This window comes from Anabaena sp. PCC 7108 (assembly GCF_000332135.1).
Lineage (GTDB): Bacteria > Cyanobacteriota > Cyanobacteriia > Cyanobacteriales > Nostocaceae > Anabaena.
On record NZ_KB235896.1, the window covers coordinates 2,397,800 to 2,418,235 of the forward strand.

Consider the following 20,436-nt stretch of genomic DNA (forward strand, 5'->3'; position numbering starts at 1 on the left):
TTTGAGTTTTATAGCAGGTGACAGAGGATAGATGACAGTATGAAAAGTCTTTTGCTATCTAGGTTTTATAATCAGTTGGTGTCCTAACCACCTTGGCAGTTGCTATAAATGGTTTCAGCATAAAAAAAGAGGGAAAATCCCTCTTTGTTAAATGCTTTGATGCTTTAAGTTGCAAGTAATTACAACTGAAAATGCATTACTCTTCAATAGCTGCTGGGATCTCTTCATCAGCTTCAGTGGCTGGTGGAATTTCTGCTATGACTTCAACGGCTTCCACTGCTTCCACTGCTTCCACTGTTTCTACGACTTCAACTGCTTCAACTGCTTCCACTGTTTCTACAGCTTCTACAGCTTCTACAGCTTCTACAGCTTCTACAGCTTCTACAGCTTCCACAGCTTCTACTGTTTCTACAGGTGTAGCCGTGATACCCTGTTGTTTCGCTAACATCTGTTCCCTATACTTAGCTGCCATTTCTTCGGCCTTATCATAGACCAAATCACGGTTTTTAATCATGTCACCAGGTTCAGGTTCTAACTGTTTGGTAGACAGGGAAATCCTTCCTCTTTCTGCATCTAAGTCAATGATCATCACTTTCACTTCATCATTGACATTAAAAACGCTGTGAGGTGTGTCAATATGCTCGTGGGAAATTTCCGAAATGTGGAGTAGTCCACTAACACCACCAATGTCGATGAATGCACCGTAGGGCTTAATACCGCGAACAGTACCAATTACTACTTCACCAACTTCCAAGCGGTTCATCTTGCGCTCAACTAGCGCTCGACGATGAGAAAGAACTAAGCGATTACGTTCTTCGTCTACTTCTAGGAATTTCAATGGTAGTTCTTCCCCTACCAATTCTTCTTTAGGTTTGCGGGTACTAATATGGGAACCGGGGATAAAGCCGCGTAGTCCCTCAATTCGTACTAATGCACCCCCACGATTAGTAGCAAATACACCAGAACGGACAGTAGCATCTTCTGCCTGTAATTGGCGTACTCTTTCCCATGCCCTCATGTATTCAATACGACGAATGGAAAGGGTTAACTGACCATCTTCGTTTTCATCAGTGAGGATGAAAAATTCCCGTGTTTCATTTGATTGTAAGACTTCTTCCGGGCTATCCACCCGGTTAATAGACATTTCCTGTATAGGTATGTATGCTGCTGTTTTAGCACCGATGTCAATCAGAGCGCCGCGCGGCTCTATACTGAAAACTGTACCTGGCACAACATCACCAGGGCTAAAGTGATAATCGTACTTATCGAGTAGAGCAGCGAAATCTTCGTGAGTAAATCCAATTTCTGTAGCGGTTAAGTTCTGATTGACCATGCTGATTTGTTCCTGGTTCTGTTCTCCGTCAAGTTTTTGCCACAATTAACAATGTGTATTCGACTGTCTGCTGCTAATCAAGAAAAGCAGTTTCTTGCTTTACGGGGAGTCTAATGACTTTACCCACCACAAGCATCCATTGTCTGTCCCACAACGGGTAAGGGCTTTTTTTAAAGAAGTTTACACTTACACCTTTGTTTATCCTAGCGCAGAAGAGCTAGGTTCACACATATGAACTTCCAGATAGGATATTATATCACATATCAAAAAGTTTTTCAGTAGTTGGCGGTGGTAGCCTCATCAGTTTAGCAAAAGACACTCGCAAAATTATCCGTTGCTACCTAAACAGGCGGCAACGGATAGAATCTTTAGATTGCTTTACAAATCTGGTAATAGAAATCTACTTATCTTTTCTCTCAAAGCGGGGGGGTTCGCGGAATGCGATCGCAAAAAAGAGAACGCCTATTGCCAAAGTCAAAATCAAGATGTATGCAACACTTTCCATATTACGAGTTCCTGTTTATCCAGCCAGTAATATTAGTGTACCAAGGACTGGGATTAGGTGCTGGGTGATATCCCAAAATTCCCAATTCCCAGTCCCCAAAAATTAGAGGGCTTCTTTCCGGCGGGTTGATTTATCACCCACTTTCTGGAATAGACCCCATTCTACTTGCTCTTCTAGATCTGCTTCCACACCAGCAAACACATCTCGGTAGATTGTCCGAGAACCGTGCCACAGATGTCCAAAGAAGAACAACAGAGCAAATACGGCGTGACCAAATGTAAACCAACCTCTAGGAGATGTACGGAATACACCATCAGAGTTTAAGGTTTCCCGGTCAAATTCAAATATTTCGCCACCTTGAGCCTTACGGGCATACTTCTTCACATCAGCAGGATCTGTAAAGGTTTGACCATTCAGATTGCCACCGTAGAAGCTAACAGTAACGCCTGTTTGCTCAAAGCTGTACTTAGATTCTGCCCGACGGAAGGGGATATCAGCGCGGATAACACCATCAGCATCAGTCAGAATTACTGGGAAGGTTTCAAAGAAGTTAGGTAGACGACGTACTGTCAGTTCCCGACCTTCAGAATCTTTGAATACCGCGTGACCTTGCCAAGATTGGGCAATGCCATCACCCTTAACCATTGGTCCTGTGCGGAACAGACCACCTTTGGCGGGGCTATTGCCTACGTAATCGTAGAAGGCCAGTTTTTCTGGGATTTGTGACCAAGCTTCTGTAAGGCTTGCACCTTGTGCAACACTAGTTTGCACACGGCGTTCAATTTCCTGATGGAAGTAGCCTTGATCCCATTGGTAACGGGTGGGTCCAAACAGTTCAATAGGGGTGGTAGCGTTACCGTACCACATAGTACCAGCAACTACGAAAGCGGCGAAGAAAACCGCTGCGATACTGCTGGAAAGTACTGTTTCAATATTCCCCATCCGTAGGGCTTTGTAGAGCCTTTCAGGGGGTCTAACTGTGAGGTGGAATAAACCCGCAATAATGCCAACAACACCCGCTGCTATGTGGTGAGCCACAACGCCACCGGGGTTATAGGGGTTAAACCCGGCTGGTCCCCATTCTGGTGCTACTGCTTGGATGCTACCGGTGACACCAAAGGCATCAGAAACCCACATACCGGGGCCAAATAATCCAGTGAGGTGGAATGCACCGAAACCAAAACAAAGTAAACCAGATAAGAACAGGTGAATGCCAAACATTTTTGGCAAGTCTAGTGCAGGTTCGCCGGTGCGGGGATCTCTAAAGAGTTCCAAATCCCAGTAAACCCAGTGCCAAACGGCTGCCAGGAATAACAGACCGGAAAGAACGATGTGAGCCGCAGCAACGCCTTCAAATGACCAAAAACCAGGGTCAGTTGCTTGAGCGCCAGTAACGCTCCAACCACCCCAAGATTGGGTAACACCTAACCGTGACATGAAGGGAAGAACGAACATCCCTTGCCGCCACATGGGGTTAAGAACTGGATCACTTGAATCGTAAGTGGCCAGTTCGTACAGTGCCATTGAACCTGCCCAGCCAGCAACTAGGGCTGTGTGCATTAAGTGTACAGAAATCAGCCGACCTGGATCGTTCAGGACAACTGTATGTACTCGATACCAGGGTAGTCCCATTGACTACAATCCTCCTAGATGAGTTAGTTTTGTTTACTAAGCAATTTTCTGACTGAGGTTATCAGGAACGAGAATCGCGCCACAGATAACTTTCTAAGTTTTTTTATTGCCAGTGTTGATTTTGGCAATGCCGATTCACTATCACAGTTCACTTTTTTTGTCAAGAAGTTGCTGTTTGAGTGGTTGGGCAATTGCTAATCAAAAATGAGAATGTTTTAAAAAGTGTAACTATTGATGGAACGCTTTGCAAGCGTGTCAATAGTTGTGATTACTTAGCTTGTGGCTTAAATATTGCTACTAATTCCACGGTTGCTACTGATTATAGCCTGATCTATCTGGAAAAATGAAGTTTTTTTCATGCCACAATTCCACCATCAAACCAAATTGGGGCTTGACCAAGCGATCGCGAAGCGCAGCTGCTTTTAGCAGATAGCTTGTAGAAGAATTTCAGACTTATTTCAGACTTATTGCTGTTAAGTGTTTGAAGAGTGCTTTATATTGTCCGAAAATATTATGGTATCGTTAAAATGGTTGTGATTCTTTCAATACCTGAGTTAGTTATGTCTAATCAAGGGAAGTTTCGTTGCAAAAGACAGAAATTGTCCGTCTAATAACTAGTTAACCTCAAAAAGAATTTTTATGCCACTAAGTACTGCTGAGATATTGATGCACACTACCGTGCGTTTAGAGTGTGAATTACAAGATGGCAACTCATGCACTGGAACAGGTTTCTTCTTTGCGTTTGCACTAGAAAATAATCAAAGTATCCCTATTATTGTTACAAATAAGCACGTAATTAATGGTAGTGTCGTGGGTTCATTTGTTCTTACAAAAAGTGACGAAAATAATGAGCCAATTTTAGGAGAAGTTGAAAAGATAGTATTAAGTAATTTTGAAAGCCTTTGGATTAAACATCCAGATAATGATGTTGATTTAGCAGTATTTCCAATGGCTCCTTTGTTTCATGAAGCAGAAGCTAAGGGTGTAAAATTTTTCGCTCCACCTCTTGACGATTCACTAATACCTACTGATGAAACCCTAGCGGACTTATCTGGACTGGAAAATATAACTATGATTGGTTACCCAAATGGTATTTGGGATAAACACAATAATATGCCAATTATCAGGAAAGGTGTAACAGCAACAAGTCCTAAGTATAATTATAACGGTCTTCCAATTTTCGTGATAGATTGTGCCTGCTTCCCAGGCTCTAGCGGTAGTCCTGTTTTAATCTTTGATCAAGGTGCTTATATGAATGCTCGTGGAACTATGATTAGAAGCAGTGGTAGACTTATTCTATTGGGCGCTCTTTTTGCGGGTCCACAGCACGTAGCTCAGGGAGAAATTCAAACTATTAATATTCCACTAAGTCAAATACCAATAAGCTTATCAAAAATCCCGAATAACTTAGGATTCGTTGTTAAATCTCAAAAAATAAGAGATTTCAAACAACTATTAATGCAAAGATCCTAATACTTTACTGCACCGGAATATAGGATTATACATTTGTTCCTGACTCTAAAGTATATCGCCGACCTGTGCTGTGGGTTCGTCTGTTATGCTGCAATGCGATCGCCTCTCTTGTAGATAAGGTTGAGAAACGAACCCCAACATTCTTTCTTCCTTTTATTTTAATCCTGAAATTTATAGGCTAAAATTTAGCTAACTAATAAATAAATAGATAAAGGAATATGAAATGGATGCCATGACGACTCAGCAAGCAAGTCATGACTTAGATGGTTTGATAGATCGGGTTATTGCAGACGTGGAACCAACAATTATTTGTAATAACAAAGGCAACAAGGCTATTTTGATTTCTCTAGACGAATTTTCATCATGGCAAGAAACATTATATTTGCTGTCAAATCCTGTTAACGCCAAGCATCTTCTTACCTCAATTCAATCAGCAAAAGCAGGTGAGATTGTTGAGAGAGATTTAATTGAATAATAAGAGATCAAAAAACTAAGTGATAATTAAGGTAAGCTAACCCACGGGAGAAAAGGCAATGACAGTAGCAATTGCTAAAAAGATGACCTTTGAGGAATTTCTCAACTATGACGATGGTACGGATAGTTTATATGAATTGGAAAATGGAGAATTAATTCCCATGCCTTCAGAAAGTGATATAAATCAACGAATAGCAATGTTTTTGGTTGCCTATTTTTTAACTTATGGTATCCCATCTTCTCGATTGCGGATGAAGGCCGAGGTGGCTGTGAATAGCAGAAGAGTGGGTGTGCGTGTACCTGATCTGGTAGTATTTTCGGAAGAGTTAGCTGTTGCAATGGCAGGAGCTACTCGTTCACTGGTATATATGGATATGCCACCACCCTTACTGGTAGTTGAAGTGGTGAGTCCTAATCAGGCTAGTCGTGATTATCGTTACAAGAGATCCGAGTATGCGGCGCGGGGGATTGCCGAATATTGGATTGTTGATCCCATTGACAAAAAGGTGACAGTATTAGAATGGGTGGAGGGTTTTTATGAACAACAGGTATATGAAAATGATAGCTTGATTGTTTCGACCCTTTTTCCTGATCTCAAGTTGACTGCTGCTGAAGTTTTACAAGGATGAGATGCTGTTCTTGTAAAGATAATCTGAGAAGATGTAATTAGCTAAACACATATATTAGAATAATCAATTCCTGATTTAAAAATATTAATCGTGATAACTTGGTTGTCCTTGTCTAAACTCCGGTGGGTTAGGGTTACAAGATTCCTATCTTTGTTCTGTTTATGTTTATTCTTGTCTGTTAGCTGCACCCCTCGCACGCAGACTACTACTCCAACAACTGGTACTGTCAATACTCCGGCTGGGGATGGACGGATTACCATAGGTACGACATCGAAGCCCAGAACTCTTGATCCGGCTGATGCGTATGAATTGGCATCATTGGGTTTAGTATTTAATATGAGCGATCGCTTGTACACCTATGAACCAGGTAGCACAGAAATTAAGCCCCAACTGGCTACAGCATTACCTAAAGTTAGTACAGATGGTTTAACTTACACCATCCCCATCCGTCAGGGAGTGGTGTTTCATGATCAGACTCCTTTCAACGCTAAAGCAATGGAATTTAGTATCCAGCGTTTTATCGAAAATAAAGGTAAACCATCTTTCTTGCTTTCCGATACAGTTGCTTCTGTGAAAGCCACAGGGGACTATGAATTAACAATTAAGCTTAAAAAGCCCTTTGCCGCGTTTCCCTCCCTATTAGCCTTTTCTGGGGTGTGTGCAGTTTCTCCCAAAGCTTATGAAATTGGGGCTGGGAAATTTAAGCCGAATACTTTTGTGGGGACTGGTGCTTACAAATTAGCGCAGTATGGTACTGATTCCTTACGATTTGATGTATTTGAGCAATATTGGGGTGAAAAACCAGCCAATAAAGGTGTTAATGTCCAAATTCAGACTAGTCCAGTTAATTTGTTTAATGCTTTCCGAACTGGTGCTGTAGATGTCGCTTACTTATCTTTGCAACCAGACCAAATTCGCAGTTTAGAGGAAGGTGCTAAAAAAGGAGATTGGCAAGCTATTACCGCTCAAGGTAGTGTAGTTAGTTATATGGTGTTGAATCGCAATCAGAAACCTTTAGACAAACCAGAGGTTAGAAGTGCGATCGCATCATTCCTTGATCGTCCATTATTAAATGAGCGAGTATTATTAGGTCAAGCTGATCCACTCTACAGCATGATTCCCACCACATTCAATGTTTCCCAACCATTATTTAAAGATAAATATGGTGATGCTAACTTTGATCAAGCTAAAAAATCCTTAGTTGCGGCTGGTTTTTCTAAAGAAAATCCTGCTAAAGTTCAAGTTTGGTATCCTGCTAGTTCACCTACTCGTAGTTTAGCCGCACAGACACTAAAATCTCTGGCTGATACCAAAATGGATGGGATATTGCAATTAGAAGTTAAAACCGTAGAAGGTGCTACCTTTTATAAAGAAATTAGCAAAGGTTTATATCCCGCAGCTTTACTAGATTGGTATCCAGATTTTTTAGATCCAGATAATTACGTACAGCCATTTTTAGCTTGTGAAAAAGGTTCAGTTGCTAAAGGATGCGAAAATGGAGGCAGTCAAACCCAAGGTTCTTTTTACTATAACGAAGCTGTTAATAAACTAATTGATCAGCAACGTAAAGAACAAAATCCAGAAACACGTAAGAAAATATTTGCTGACATTCAAACACAAGTATCTACTGATGTTCCTTACGTTCCTTTATGGCAAAACAAAGATTATGTATTTGCTCAAAAAGGTGTCAATGATGTCAAAATTGATCCTACCCAAAACCTGATTTATAAAACAATTAAAAAGTAATCACTAGGAGACAGGTTTGATCTCGTTCCCAGACTCCGGCTGGGAATGCCATTTAGAGGCTCTGCCTCATGCTAATTTATGCAAGCAGAGCCTCAAGAATACATTCCTTGTCAGAGATAAAAAACGAGGTTAAATTTGTGACTATCTGCCTCAAGGCTGCATTTCTTGTCAGAGACAAGGAACGAGTTGAAGTTTGAATTTTGAATTAATAAAAATATGTCTCGTTCTAAAGCATTACAATATTACATCGTTTCTCGGTTGCTATTTGCACCACTGCAACTATTAACCATTATTACAATTGTCTTTCTTTTATTAAGAGCAACCCCAGGAGATCCAGCAGATGCAATTTTGGGTGGACGTGCGCCAGAAAGTGCTAAAGAAGAATTAAGAAAACAACTTGGTTTAGATTTACCTATTTGGTTACAATATCTCAATTATTTAGGCAATTTACTACGTTTTGATTTAGGAACTTCCTTAACCAGTCGAGGACAAAATGTTGGCGAAATCATTGGACAATATTTTCCCGCAACCGTAGAGTTAGCCATTTCTAGTATGGCTGTAGCCCTAATTGTCGGCGTTTTAGTGGGTACTATTTCCGCTTCTCGTCCCGGTACTTATTTTGATATTGGTGGGCGTTTGTTTGGTATCATTACCTATGCTTTACCAATGTTTTGGGCGGGAATGTTGTTACAGTTAATTTTCTCAGTTCAACTAGGTTGGTTTCCTAATTCCAATCGTTTTCCCCCCAATCTTCCCGCACCTGCAACTATCACTGGTTTATATACAATTGATAGTTTATTAAGTGGTAATTTCAGCCAATTTTTCATATCTTTACATCATCTAGCTTTACCAAGTTTGACTTTAGGAATTTTACTGAGTGGAATTTTTGAGCGCATTGTGCGGGTGAATTTAAAGCAAACCTTAAAAGCAGATTATGTAGAAGCAGCTAGGGCGCGGGGAATTTCTGAAAATAAGATTTTAGTCTCTCATGCTTTAAAAAATGCCTTAATTCCTGTAATTACGGTATTAGGATTAACATTTGCTTCCCTATTAGGTGGAGCAATTTTAACAGAAGTGACGTTTTCCTGGCCGGGGTTAGCAAATAGATTATATCAAGCGATTTCTGACCGAGATTATCCCACAGTTCAGGGAGTGTTAGTATTTTTTGGATCAATTGTTGTGAGTGCAAGTATTTTAATAGACATTCTTAATGCTTATGTAGATCCAAGAATTAGATATTAGTTATTTTTGTCTGAATCAGGATTGAGAAGATTTAAGGATTAACAGGATGTTGTATTTATTAATCCTGAAAATCCTTTAATTCTGGGTATCCTGATTCAGATATTCTCATTATTATTTTCATTGTCTGAATCAGGATTGAGAAGATTTAAGGATTAACAGGATGTTGTATTTATTAATCCTGAAAATCCTTTAATCCTGGATATCCTGATTCAGACATTATTCCATTTCTTTAATAATATTCATCGTTTCTACACTCACGGTACAGACTTTCATTAATAAATTTATTACCTGTTCTTTATAATCTGCAAAACAATAAGTATTGAATTTTTCTGCAATTGTGGGATCTTTTGGTTTCTTTTCTTTATATTGATCTAATATCCATTCTAACGCGCAACGATTACCTAGCATATATTCCCAAGCTGTGAGAGGAATATTTTCTAATCTGGTGACATCATCTAAAATAATGCTATTTTTGGTTTTATCGGCTTTTAACTTGGGTTTTGGTGTTTTTTGGCGTTCCGTGAGTGAAGTCGAACGGTTGTTTTTTATGTCTTTTAAAGGAATATCAAGACGGGTTAATTTATAGGGTGTGACTGTTTCATAATTAATATGTAATTCTATGAGTTGTTTACCCCAATTAACCCATTTTTGGAAGTCTTCATAATATGGTAAACGAGGAAATTCGCGTTTGAGGTTAAGTTCGTATTTGCTGCGATATGCTGGGTTATGTAAGACTGCGTAGGTATAATGAAAGATATCTATTTTGGTAATTGTTGTATCTTGGTAATGGTTTTGAATTTGTTTTAATCCCCAGTCAGTAATATTATCAATGCGTTTTCCTTCTTTGTCGTAACGGTAGAGAGAAAAACATTGAGAATCTCCTGTTAAATGCAAATCAATAATTGTATTACTACCTAAACAATGAAATGGTTTTGTATTTCCTAACGCTGAAAATGCTATATATATATTATCTAATATATCACTTCTATGAATTTCCAACCAATAGGAAGGCATTCTATTAAAATGTCTATCAAAATAAAAAAAGCTTTTAGTATAGGGACGATATAAACTCTTAATAATTTGTGTTATATTAAACTCTTTATTTATTTTTCTGTCTAAATATTTTGTAATTTCTCTATCCCGTTTAATTTCATTTGTATATTGTAAATCCTTATTTTGTAAAGTTTGTTGATAGATTTTGATAAAAAATCTAATTTTATCTGTAAGGGTGTCTTCACAAAAATCATAAACCCATTCATCTCTACCTGTTTCCATACCTCTGAAGAATAGTTTAAATACGGCTTCTTCCCCTTTACCTGCTTTCACATCTTTATTAACCAAAGGTAAAAGAGTTTCAAAATCATTATCAGATTGATTAATCCAATTATAGTTTTTATCTGGTGTAATATGTTCAAAAGGAATTTGATTAAATTTAGTTTGAGATAAGAACTTTAATTTTTCACTTGCTGTATCAAAATCTGGACGACGAATATGGAATATTTGACAATTATTAAAATCACTTTTCTGCTTTTTCACCAAAAACATAATAGCGACACCAGTTTGAATCCCAAAAACATTATGTGTAGTTCCTGAAAGTTTGGGATTTTTCCTGACATCACCATGTAAATCTATTATATAGATATAATTAAAATCATCAGTTATCGCTTTTCTAAAACCGTCGAAGGTTCTAGCATCAATAAAAGATGAATTAGTGATAAATGCAATAATCCCATTTTTACCTAGTCTATCAGCAGCCCATCTAATAAACCGAGTGTACATATCATAAACAACAATATTATTTTGAGCTTTACTATATTTAATATAAGATTCCTTAATTAACTTATCTATAGCTTTATAATAACGATTAGCATTATTATCATTAAAGTTTTCCTGTTTTGCATTATAAGGAGGATTACCAATAATCACAGAAATAGTTTTATCATTCTGTCTTTTGATTCTTGCGGTATTCTCCACACTCGTAATAAATAAATCCAATTGCTTATCTACAAAAGGTACATTATCTAAAGTATCTACAAAACAAATATTTTCAAACTCTTCATACACCCCCATTTTCTGCTTATAGGTAAATTCAATATTCAAATTGGCAATGTAATAAGGTAAAATTGCCACCTCATTACAATGAATTTCGTGTTTATATTTATGTTCTAAACTATGTTGTGGTAAATAATCAATTAATTCAGTAATAAAAGTCCCCGTTCCTGTCGCAGGATCTAAAATTTCGACATCTTTATCAGCTAACAATTTACCAAAATGTTTATGTGTGAGAAAATCGACACTTTCAATCATAAACCTGACAATTTCATTAGGAGTATAAACAATTCCTAATCTATCCGCAGCTTTAGGATTATATGCTTTGTAGAAATTCTCATACAAGGCTTTAAGAAACTTCTGTTTTTCTTGATGATTATAAATATTTGCCGCAGTTCGTCTAATAACTGCATAATATCTTTCAATGCTTCCCAGAGTATTGCGTTTGACAGTTCCAGTAAAAAAGGTAGAAATTATTTCTTGTAATTCTCGCGCTACATTATTTTCTTGATGAAACTGTGATTCACTGAAAATATTGATAAAAATATCTTCTGTTAAAATATGCTGAATCATCATTTCCCGAATATCAAGTAAACTGATTTCTGGATTAATTGATTCTTTGCAAATTCCCCAAAACTTATCTCGCGCAGTTTGAAAAGATTTGTTATTTATTCCTTGACTATCAATCAAATCTCTGAGAGAATTTAAAATAGTAGGTAAATCTTGTTTAAAGATTTCTATCGCTTCCCGAAAATCTCTAACTTCAGGACGAACATAATTAATAAAACTGGTAATAATTCCATCTACTGCGTCAGCATCGCGCATGGAAACGCGCTGAGTTTCCTGTCCAGATTGAATTAAAACCGCAGTTTGGGAATCTTCAAATAAAATATTACTATCTGGATAACCTTTATTTAATTTATTTTCTATTTCTTCGTCTAATTGATCATATTGATCTTTGCTTTCCCAATAACCCCAATCTAAACGTAAAGCATCTTTAATTGTCCCATCTGGATAAACAAGTTTACCATTTGGTAGTTTATAATCTAATTCAGGAATGAGTAGAAAATCTCTGGGTTTGCAATATTCATTGAGGAGGTTTTGAAAAGCAACACGAATAGATGTTTCTTTGCGAGAACCACCATATTCAATAATTTTTTCTACTTCCGCTTGATATTGAGTAACCAGGAGTCTAGACATAAGTAGTAAGACTGAATAAAATAAAAGTTAGTAGTAAGGGCTTTAGCCCTAACAAACCTAGAAAGAGAGCGATAAATCGCTCACTACGATAAAAATTTTATCTGACATTTAATTCTGTCTACCTAGTTAAAAATAACTTTATAAGAATTCTATCTCTGTAAACTACGAGGATCAAGGGCATCACGCAACCCATCACCTAATAAGTTAAATGCTAGAACAGTAAGAACAATCAGAACTGCTGGTGGCCAAATTAGCCAAGGTTGTAGAATTAAAATGGAAGCATTACTAGCCAAAGAAAGCATATTTCCCCAAGAAGGATCTGGTTGTTGAATCCCTAAACCAATTAAACTCAATACTGCTTCTGCACCAATAAAACTAGGAATTGATAGTGTTGCAGAGATAACTACATAACTAGCAGTTTGGGGCAAAATATGGCGGAGAATAATATAAATCGGTTTACCACCCATAGCTTGTGCAGCTTGGACAAATTCTCTTTCTTTAATTGAGAGAACTTGTCCGCGAATTACCCTTGCTAAACCTGCCCAACTAATTACAGAGGTAATTACAACAATTAGTAAAAAGCGTTGAGTACTAGTTAATTGTGGACTCAAAACTCCTGATAATGCTACTAATAAATAAATGCTAGGAAAAGTCATTAATACTTCTGCCAAGCGCATAATAACACTATCAATTACACCACCAAAATAGCCGGAAATTCCACCTATTAGTAAACCCAGAGGATAGGTAATAATAATACCAAAAATCCCGATAAATAAACTAATTCGCCCACCATAAAGTAGACGACTAAATTGATCTCTTCCTTGTTCATCAGTACCTAAGATATTCCATTTGGCTTCACCTTTTGAGCCAAACAAATGTAAATTTAGGGATATACCAGGGATAATTGTGACTTCATCCCACTTGGGAGGTAAGGGCAAACTCAGTTTAAATAATTTATATTCTCGTCCAGTCACAAATAAACTCACAGGAGAAGGTTTTTTGAAGTTTAAAATGAGTTTTCTTTCCCCTGTTTCTATATTTGTATCTCCTTGAGTTGTTGGATATATGTGAGGTCCAATGAACTGTCCTGAATGAGACCAATAAATGCTGGTTGGTGGAAGTAGAGAACCATTGGGCTGTGATTCGTAAGGGTCGTAAGGGGCGATAAAATCAGCCGCGATTACTGATATATAAAATACAAGTAGTAATATTGCCCCAAATCTCGCCAAGGGGTTTTTCTTCAGTCTTTGCCACCAATTCATAGTTTTTATTTACAAGTTAACGCTGTTTGATTAAGTTGCTGTACAAAATTAATTTGCACATTTTAAAATTCTGTATGTTTCTATAAATATCCTAAATGATTAATGGTTGGGTTAAGACGCAATTTGGTGATTTGTTTGATCAGATTTATAAGTTAATTATCGCGTCCAACCCAACCTAGAATGTGTTCACAATTTCGGGAATAATTACTATATTTAGGCGTGTAATTGCTCAACTAAATACAGCAACTCTTCATTTTGTTTTTCATGTTCAACTACAAATACATTGGAGTACAGATTGGCGATAATCTGTTTTCCTTGCTGTGTCAGGGATAGATATCGTAGTCCACCTTTGATATATGGATAGACACCATGCCAGTAAAATTTGGCATAATTTTTCCGTAAATCTCCAGGGTTTTGATAGCCTAGGATTTTATTCATCCCAGTTTCTTCAAATTCATAGAATAAACTGGTAATCTTTCGCAAATAACGTGGATCACTTAATTGCCCAATTAAATCAGCAGCACGTACTAGACCGGCAAAGTGGTTGGTGTCTTGATGATCTTCTGCCGTAGGTACAGGAAACCGAGTTAATTCAATATTGGTTTTAATGGTTTCAGCATCTATTAAAGTGTGTCCACCAAACCGTTCACCAATAAATAATTTTGCTCGATCTACATGATATGGTGTGAGACTAGCATCAGAAGCGCCGTGAGGTAAAGCAATCATATTACCATTCTGCCCCGTAGCATATAAGGATTCTGATTCTATGTCTTCGCGGCAAACTCCTTTAACATAGCCAATATCGTGACACAACAAGGAGATAATAAAGTGTAACCAGTCTTCACTGGAAACACCACCTTCGCGGATGTGTTTACCACGCAACATTTCTTGTCCAACAAGGGTGACAAGAACGGAGTGTTCGACATTGTGATACAGGGCATCGCTGTTGGCAATGTTTTCCAAAGCCATGTTACCAGCCCAAGCAATGATATCTTGATAGTCAGTTTTTAAGTTGCCGTAAGTGCGTTGATAGCCCTCTCGAATTTGATTTACAAAAGCATTAATGATAATTTCCGTTGTATTGAACATACTTGATACTCAGGGTATATATTTTGTATAATTGAGTTTACCTGTTGAAATTTCGGTCAATCTAAAGTCCTCGGTTTCACTATGGGTCAAGGTACTTGTTCCAGCCAAAATGGGGTATTATCGATAAGATGTGCGATCGCTACCTCTGCAAAGGCAAAGATTTGAAAGTTGATGAAGAGCATGGAACCAAGACCTGAGTATAGTCAAAGACTTTGGTGCTTTAAACTCCCATTGGATTAAGTGTACATTATCCTTCTCAATTTTTCCTCATCTATCCTTTGGGAGCATAAATATATCAATAAATTAAGGTGCTGATTAGATTTTTCTTAATTATGATATAATTTTTTTAAACATGAATTCACAGAATTTCGATTTGCGGGTGTAATTCAGTGGTAGAATGTCTGCTTCCCATGCAGAATGTCGTGGGTTCGAGTCCCATCGCCCGCTTTAAAGGTTTTTAGCTAATAAATAATATTTTAGTTGTTTTCCACTATGGTGAATTTGATAGTGAATCACTGTTTATTTAGTTATGACAAAATTTCTGGTAATGGCAAGTAAATGAAGTTCAATATGTCATTATTAGCCTATGTACCATAATTTTAATTTGTTTATGTCTCCTTTTCCAAGTTTAGTGACTGTATCCGCACTTATACTTTACTTTGTTGTTACAATTAATGTTGGTAGAGCTAGAGTCAAATATCAAGTACCCGTACCAAAAACTACAGGAAATCTAGATTTTGAAAGAGTGTTAAGAGTTCAGCAAAACACTTTAGAACAACTTGTTGTATTTTTACCTGCGTTATGGTTGTTTTCTGTCTATGTTAGTCCTATTTGGGGTTCTGTTCTTGGTGCAACTTGGATAATAGGACGTATTGCTTATGCTTGGGGATATTATCAAGCAGCGGAAAAGCGCGTGATAGGTTTTGCTATCAGTTCTTTGAGTGGTGTAGGACTAATTTTAGGTTCACTAGTTGGGATTATTTTATCTTTGATGAAGGCATAATTGAGGAAGTGTGATCTTTTTTAGATGATCGCACTTCTTTAAATTATTTTTTTATAAAAAATCATAGGTAATTGATGATAAATTTTGCGTAAACAAAATATTTGCTAAATGCGTCTCGAACAGGTTATTATAGTTTTTTTATGTCTACCAAGTTAGAGGCTAAAACTCTCATACCACTTTCTATACAAGAACGGAAAGAAATAATCTTACATCATGCATCATTAATTGATGTTACTCATATAACCGATGAAGATTTGCACGTAGCATACAAATGCGGAAAAATTATTTCCTCAATAGCATTAGCATATTTTGATTTTCAAATTCAAAGAGACAATGATAATGACTCGATACTAGAATTAGAGACTCAATCCCAGTTAATCAGCTATAAAACAGATAAATTTGCAGATAACTTTATCAACTGGTTAAGAGCAGATTTTGAAAAGAAAAGTGCAATACTTGATCATCATCCTAACCCGCAAAATCTCTTTGAACTTTGTGGAGCAAAATTGCTAGTAACTAGTAACTCAGTTACAAGAAGCCTTAGCACAAAAATGGGACAACTTTGGGAAGAAATAGCTGATATTAGCCCTTATGTAATTGTACCTGAATTTGAGTTTGGAATTAAAATCAAGGGAATAGATATTGTTATACTAACAGATGAAAAAATTAAATTAGCACAGTTAAAAACTTTAAAAGGCACTTTGACTGGTTCACAAACAAATAGAGCCAAAAAAGAGTTAGGAATTCATGATTATCCCTTATTTATAGCCGCTTTTAATTTAGGTGGATGGACATTTAATGATTCTAAAATTCCTCGTATAGCTGGTAAAGAATTTTGGAAAATAATTCATTTAGAATATGATCTCATTGAGAACCATGTGAAAAATATGCTACAGAAAATTGATAAAGCTTTTGCAGAGTTAGCAGCAAAGTAAATTCTATAGAGAAAATAAAGAGAGTTGTTCAGCTACTGCTTTTCCTTTTGGTTGATTTCCCCGCATTAAATTAAACAGATAATCACCAAGTTCTTTAGCAAGTAGAACTGGTACTGCATTACCAATTTGTTTATATTTAGAAGTTACGGAGCCATAAAAAATCCAATCATCAGGAAAAGTTTGAATTTTTGCAGACTCACCCACTGTTAAAGGACGAAGTTCTGTAGGATGACACATATCTGTAGCTTTTTGATGAGGACAGGTTGTGATAGTCGGTGAAGGTTTATCCCAAGATAATCTTCTGTAAAAACCAACTTTTCCCCCACCAGAATTATAAGCACCTCCCATTGCTTCTTTTTGCAATTCTTCTGGTAAATTTCTCCAATTTTGTCCTGCTTGTAATAATCTTAAAAACTTCAGACGATTTTCTGAATAACCAATAAACTCTGGTTGAACATCAACAAAACTTATTAACGCATCTTTTAAAGTCCGCCATTTCGGTAGATTTTTACCATCTTTGCTATATTTAGCTAAAGGAAATGTAGCAGCTTCACCATCTCTAGAACCAATAAAAACTACACGTAATCTATTTTGAGGAACACCATAATCTGCCGCTTCTAAAAGGTTGTAAACTACGTTATAGCCTAATTCCTTCATTTCTGCTAAAACTACCTTCAAAGCTGCACCAGCTATTTCATCAGGTTCTAAAAGTGGGTAATTTTTCCCCCGTTGGTTAATTGGTCTGTGACGAAGAGAAGCAGAAAGTAAACCTCTCACATTTTCCATTAAGAAAAAACGGGGTTGGACTTCTTTCACAATGCGGATAAAATCCATAAATAAACTACCGCGAGGGTCTAGAACTGAACCGCGTTTTCCTGCGGTGCTAAATGGTTGACAAGGGGGACCACCAGTTACTAAATCTACCTCACCAACGCTTAAAGCGCGACCTAAATTTAAAACTCTTCCTCCTTCCTCAAGTAATTGCTGGGAAGAAACTTTTTCTAATTCTCTGGGGACAGCACTTTCTTGGAGATAAGGTCTATTGAGAGCAATTGTTTTTGTGGCATCGCGGTCTTTTTCTACTACACTTACTGTATGAAATCCTGCTTGTTCTAAACCTAAATCTAAACCATAAGCACCAGTGAAAAGAGAAATAGAAATAAGTTGATTATTTATCATTTTTATTATTATGTTTTTTAAAATCTCACATATTATGATACATCAAAAATGCTATATTTAACAAATAATCAATATAATTTATTACAAATATTTAAAATAATCAGGTGGGCAAAACCCACCCTAAACATTATAAAGGAAAATGGCAAGCATCTACTGCCAAACGTAGATAAGCAGAAACAAAATAATCCAGATGACATCAACAAAGTGCCAAAACAACGAAGTTGAATTAACACCAAAGTGACCAGTATCGTAATTACCGGGAATGAAAGAACGAATCAAAATAATGGACTGTAACAAAATCCCTGTGAAAACGTGCAAACCGTGAAACCCGGTTAACAGATAAAACATCCCGCCAAAAGTACCGGAAGTAAAACCGAATTCCAGTTCACTCCATTCCACAGCTTGCCCATAAAGGAAATAACTACCCATTGTCATTGTTAGTAATAGCAATAGACGATAACTATTTAAGTCATGTTTTTCCAGGGCTTTTTCAGCAAAATAAATGACAAAACTACTAGCAACCAGAATTACAGTGTTAATTGTTGGTGCTGTAATTTCTAGTCCTGAAACACCAGCAGGTAGCCAGTTAACTGTTGTGGTTTTGTAGATAATATAGCCAGCGAAAAAACTTAAGAAAATGACACTTTCAGATAAGAGAAAGACAATAAAACCAAACATTTTATTGCCTTCTTCGTCGTGTTCATGTTCATGGCTGACATGATGCAATTCTTCAGGGTTAATAGAACTATCCATTGGGGAATTTCTCCTTTTGAGTTTTAAACGCAGAGGAACGCGGAGGGAAGCGCAGAGGGGACGCAGAGGTTTTCTACGTCCTTCTTTTTCTCTGCATTATTCTGCGTTTTGTAATGTTGTGTAGTTTTCCAGGTTGGCTGTTAATGGCTCAGATTTTCCATAGCCATAAGGTGCGCTAATAATGATGGGAATTTCTTCAAAGTTTTCTACGGGAGGAGGTGAAGAAATCATCCACTCTAAACCAATCGCTCTCCAAGGATTATTAGGTGCTTTTTCACCTTGCATCCAAGAAATTAACATATTGAAAATGAAGGGTAAGGTAGACATTCCTAAGAGAAAGCCACCAAGACTAGCGATAATATTCCAGAATTGATACTCTGGTGCATAGGAAGCAACACGGCGTACCATCCCTTGCAAACCTAATGGGTGCATGGGTAAAAAGTTGAGGTTAGTCCCGATGAATGTTAACCAGAAGTGAATTTGACCCCAACCTTCGTGGTACATTCGCCCTGTCATTTTCGGGAACCAGTGATAAATGGCTGCATATAAGCCCATTGTTACTGTTCCGTAAAGTACATAGTGGAAATGACCAACAACGAAGTAAGTGTTGTTAACGTGAACATCTACTGGTACAGAAGAAAGCATAATTCCTGTAATCCCAGCAAAGACAAACATCACCAAACCACCCAACCCAAACAGCATTGGTGTGGTTAACCGGATTTTTCCACCCCAAATTGTTGCTACCCAAGCAAATACTTTAATCCCTGTAGGAATGGATACAAACATTGTTGTCAACATGAAAATCAATCGCATCCACCCAGGAGTACCGCTGACATACATATGGTGTACCCAGACGATACCGCTAACGACGGCGATTAACATGGAGGAAACAGCGACGACTTTGTAGCCAAATAAAGGCTTGCGAGAATAAACGGGGAATATTTCTGAGAAAATCCCGAAGATAGGCAGAATGATTACATAAACTGCTGGGTGGGAGTAAAACCAGAAATAATGCTGGAACATAACTGGGTTTCCGCCTTTGCTGGGGTCAAAAAAGGCAGTTCCAACGGTGATGTCAAATAACAGCATGACTGCACCAGCAGTTAAGGCGGGAAGTCCAAATAATTGGATGATTTGGGCGCTAAATACTGCCCACACAAATAAGGGCATTCGGAAGAAACCCATACCGGGGGCGCGCATTTTGACAATGGTGGTGACAAAGTTCACCGCGCCCATGATGGAGGAAACACCGGAAATAGCTACCGCTAATAACCACAGAACTTGTCCGTTAATCAAGTTACCCGTGGGGTTTTGGGTACTGACGGGGGGATATGCCCACCAACCAGATTGGGCGGGACCACCGGGAACAAAGAAGCTGGACATGAGGAGAATTCCCACCACAGGAACCATCCAAAAGGCGACGGCGTTCAGGCGAGGGAATGCCATATCTCGCGCCCCAATCATCAAGGGTACGAGGTAGTTAGCTAGACCCACAAGTGAGGGAAATGTCCACAGGAACAGCATGACGGTTCCGTGCATGGTGAACATTCCGTTATAAACGGTACGGTCTACTAAATCAGATTCGGGGGTGACAAGTTCTCCCCGCAAGATCATGGCGAAAATACCGCCAATTAGGAAGAAGAAAAATGAGGTGACGAGGTATTGAATACCGATGACTTTGTGGTCTGTACTAAAGGTGAAGTAAGTTTTCCAGTCGTTTGGTGGTTCGTGGTGATGTGTTTCACCTGCAATGTGAATGGGGATGTTAGTCATTCGATTTTAGATTATGGATTATGGATTAAATTTCTGAATCAGGATGCCCCGAATTAAAGGATTAACAAGATTTAAAAAACACACAGAAAATAAATTTCTGAATCAGGATAACCAGGATTAAAGGATTGACAAGATTTAAAAAATACACAGAAAATAAAT

Annotated in this window: 16 protein-coding genes and 1 tRNA gene; 8 read left to right on the forward strand and 9 right to left on the reverse strand. The window is 37.7% G+C overall.

Annotated elements, in window-relative coordinates; all coding sequences use genetic code 11:
* Positions 1–196: 196 nt before the first annotated feature.
* The 3 genes from ANA7108_RS0111595 to psbB all read right to left on the reverse strand — a co-directional run bounded on the left by ANA7108_RS0111595 (position 197) and on the right by psbB (position 3,470).
* A complete protein-coding gene (locus ANA7108_RS0111595; RefSeq protein ID WP_016950959.1) occupies positions 197–1,333 on the reverse strand; it encodes a 30S ribosomal protein S1 in 1,137 nt (378 codons plus the stop codon).
* Positions 1,334–1,733: 400 nt separating this feature from the next.
* Complete coding sequence (locus ANA7108_RS28780; RefSeq protein ID WP_084776914.1) at positions 1,734–1,838, reverse strand: photosystem II reaction center protein T; 105 nt, start codon at positions 1,836–1,838, stop codon at positions 1,734–1,736.
* Between the two features lie 102 nt (positions 1,839–1,940).
* The gene (psbB, locus tag ANA7108_RS0111600; RefSeq protein ID WP_016950960.1) at positions 1,941–3,470 is read right to left on the reverse strand and encodes a photosystem II chlorophyll-binding protein CP47; all 1,530 of its coding nucleotides are present in this window, start codon (positions 3,468–3,470) and stop codon (positions 1,941–1,943) included.
* Positions 3,471–4,109: 639 nt separating this feature from the next.
* Between psbB and ANA7108_RS0111610 the strand changes: the two genes are divergently transcribed.
* The 5 genes from ANA7108_RS0111610 (at position 4,110) to ANA7108_RS0111630 (ending at position 9,034) form a co-directional block, all read left to right on the forward strand.
* Entirely contained in the window at positions 4,110–4,943 is an 834-nt protein-coding gene (locus tag ANA7108_RS0111610; protein ID WP_144052378.1) for a serine protease, read from the forward strand.
* Between the two features lie 232 nt (positions 4,944–5,175).
* Positions 5,176–5,418, forward strand: a complete 243-nt coding sequence (locus ANA7108_RS0111615) for a type II toxin-antitoxin system Phd/YefM family antitoxin (protein ID WP_237741509.1) — start codon at positions 5,176–5,178, stop codon at positions 5,416–5,418.
* A 58-nt stretch (positions 5,419–5,476) separates the two neighbouring features.
* Complete coding sequence (locus ANA7108_RS0111620) at positions 5,477–6,046, forward strand: Uma2 family endonuclease (RefSeq protein WP_016950964.1); 570 nt, start codon at positions 5,477–5,479, stop codon at positions 6,044–6,046.
* Positions 6,047–6,133: 87 nt separating this feature from the next.
* Positions 6,134–7,792, forward strand: coding sequence for an ABC transporter substrate-binding protein (locus ANA7108_RS0111625; RefSeq protein WP_369750742.1), 1,659 nt, complete (start codon positions 6,134–6,136; stop codon positions 7,790–7,792).
* Between the two features lie 216 nt (positions 7,793–8,008).
* Positions 8,009–9,034 carry an ABC transporter permease gene (locus tag ANA7108_RS0111630; protein ID WP_016950966.1) on the forward strand — a complete coding sequence of 342 codons (1,026 nt, stop codon included), beginning with the start codon at positions 8,009–8,011 and terminating at the stop codon, positions 9,032–9,034.
* Positions 9,035–9,250: 216 nt separating this feature from the next.
* Here ANA7108_RS0111630 and ANA7108_RS0111635 read toward each other — a convergent pair whose 3' ends face one another.
* From ANA7108_RS0111635 to ANA7108_RS0111645, 3 genes are all read right to left on the reverse strand, one after another.
* Positions 9,251–12,283 carry a type ISP restriction/modification enzyme gene (locus ANA7108_RS0111635; protein ID WP_016950967.1) on the reverse strand — a complete coding sequence of 1,011 codons (3,033 nt, stop codon included), beginning with the start codon at positions 12,281–12,283 and terminating at the stop codon, positions 9,251–9,253.
* Positions 12,284–12,432: 149 nt separating this feature from the next.
* Positions 12,433–13,545, reverse strand: a complete 1,113-nt coding sequence (locus ANA7108_RS0111640; RefSeq protein WP_016950968.1) for an ABC transporter permease — start codon at positions 13,543–13,545, stop codon at positions 12,433–12,435.
* Positions 13,546–13,758: 213 nt separating this feature from the next.
* Positions 13,759–14,634, reverse strand: coding sequence for an Npun_R2479 family HD domain-containing metalloprotein (locus ANA7108_RS0111645; protein WP_016950969.1), 876 nt, complete (start codon positions 14,632–14,634; stop codon positions 13,759–13,761).
* Between the two features lie 375 nt (positions 14,635–15,009).
* On the opposite strand from ANA7108_RS0111645, the gene ANA7108_RS0111650 reads away from it, so the two are divergent.
* From ANA7108_RS0111650 to ANA7108_RS0111660, 3 genes are all read left to right on the forward strand, one after another.
* Positions 15,010–15,081 (forward strand) — tRNA-Gly (locus ANA7108_RS0111650).
* A gap of 163 nt (positions 15,082–15,244) precedes the next feature.
* Complete coding sequence (locus tag ANA7108_RS0111655) at positions 15,245–15,637, forward strand: MAPEG family protein (protein ID WP_026104133.1); 393 nt, start codon at positions 15,245–15,247, stop codon at positions 15,635–15,637.
* A gap of 140 nt (positions 15,638–15,777) precedes the next feature.
* Complete coding sequence (locus ANA7108_RS0111660; protein WP_016950971.1) at positions 15,778–16,572, forward strand: hypothetical protein; 795 nt, start codon at positions 15,778–15,780, stop codon at positions 16,570–16,572.
* Between the two features lie 3 nt (positions 16,573–16,575).
* Here the strand turns inward: ANA7108_RS0111660 and ANA7108_RS0111665 are convergent, their stop codons facing one another.
* From ANA7108_RS0111665 to ctaD, 3 genes are all read right to left on the reverse strand, one after another.
* Entirely contained in the window at positions 16,576–17,751 is a 1,176-nt protein-coding gene (locus ANA7108_RS0111665) for a DNA cytosine methyltransferase (protein ID WP_016950972.1), read from the reverse strand.
* Between the two features lie 150 nt (positions 17,752–17,901).
* On the reverse strand, positions 17,902–18,504 hold the full coding sequence (locus tag ANA7108_RS0111670; protein WP_016950973.1) for a heme-copper oxidase subunit III: 603 nt from the start codon (positions 18,502–18,504) through the stop codon (positions 17,902–17,904).
* A gap of 96 nt (positions 18,505–18,600) precedes the next feature.
* Entirely contained in the window at positions 18,601–20,277 is a 1,677-nt protein-coding gene (gene ctaD / locus ANA7108_RS0111675) for a cytochrome c oxidase subunit I (RefSeq protein ID WP_016950974.1), read from the reverse strand.
* Between the last annotated feature and the right edge of the window lie 159 nt (positions 20,278–20,436).

Coding starts and splice junctions, on each gene's coding strand:
- ANA7108_RS0111595 (WP_016950959.1), bottom strand. CDS start 1,333: ATGGTCAATCAGAACTTAACCGCTACAGAAATTGGATTTACTCACGAA.
- ANA7108_RS28780 (WP_084776914.1), bottom strand. CDS start 1,838: ATGGAAAGTGTTGCATACATCTTGATTTTGACTTTGGCAATAGGCGTT.
- psbB (WP_016950960.1), bottom strand. CDS start 3,470: ATGGGACTACCCTGGTATCGAGTACATACAGTTGTCCTGAACGATCCA.
- ANA7108_RS0111610 (WP_144052378.1), top strand. CDS start 4,110: ATGCCACTAAGTACTGCTGAGATATTGATGCACACTACCGTGCGTTTA.
- ANA7108_RS0111615 (WP_237741509.1), top strand. CDS start 5,176: ATGACGACTCAGCAAGCAAGTCATGACTTAGATGGTTTGATAGATCGG.
- ANA7108_RS0111620 (WP_016950964.1), top strand. CDS start 5,477: ATGACAGTAGCAATTGCTAAAAAGATGACCTTTGAGGAATTTCTCAAC.
- ANA7108_RS0111630 (WP_016950966.1), top strand. CDS start 8,009: ATGTCTCGTTCTAAAGCATTACAATATTACATCGTTTCTCGGTTGCTA.
- ANA7108_RS0111635 (WP_016950967.1), bottom strand. CDS start 12,283: ATGTCTAGACTCCTGGTTACTCAATATCAAGCGGAAGTAGAAAAAATT.
- ANA7108_RS0111640 (WP_016950968.1), bottom strand. CDS start 13,545: ATGAATTGGTGGCAAAGACTGAAGAAAAACCCCTTGGCGAGATTTGGG.
- ANA7108_RS0111645 (WP_016950969.1), bottom strand. CDS start 14,634: ATGTTCAATACAACGGAAATTATCATTAATGCTTTTGTAAATCAAATT.
- ANA7108_RS0111655 (WP_026104133.1), top strand. CDS start 15,245: ATGTCTCCTTTTCCAAGTTTAGTGACTGTATCCGCACTTATACTTTAC.
- ANA7108_RS0111660 (WP_016950971.1), top strand. CDS start 15,778: ATGTCTACCAAGTTAGAGGCTAAAACTCTCATACCACTTTCTATACAA.
- ANA7108_RS0111665 (WP_016950972.1), bottom strand. CDS start 17,751: ATGATAAATAATCAACTTATTTCTATTTCTCTTTTCACTGGTGCTTAT.
- ANA7108_RS0111670 (WP_016950973.1), bottom strand. CDS start 18,504: ATGGATAGTTCTATTAACCCTGAAGAATTGCATCATGTCAGCCATGAA.
- ctaD (WP_016950974.1), bottom strand. CDS start 20,277: ATGACTAACATCCCCATTCACATTGCAGGTGAAACACATCACCACGAA.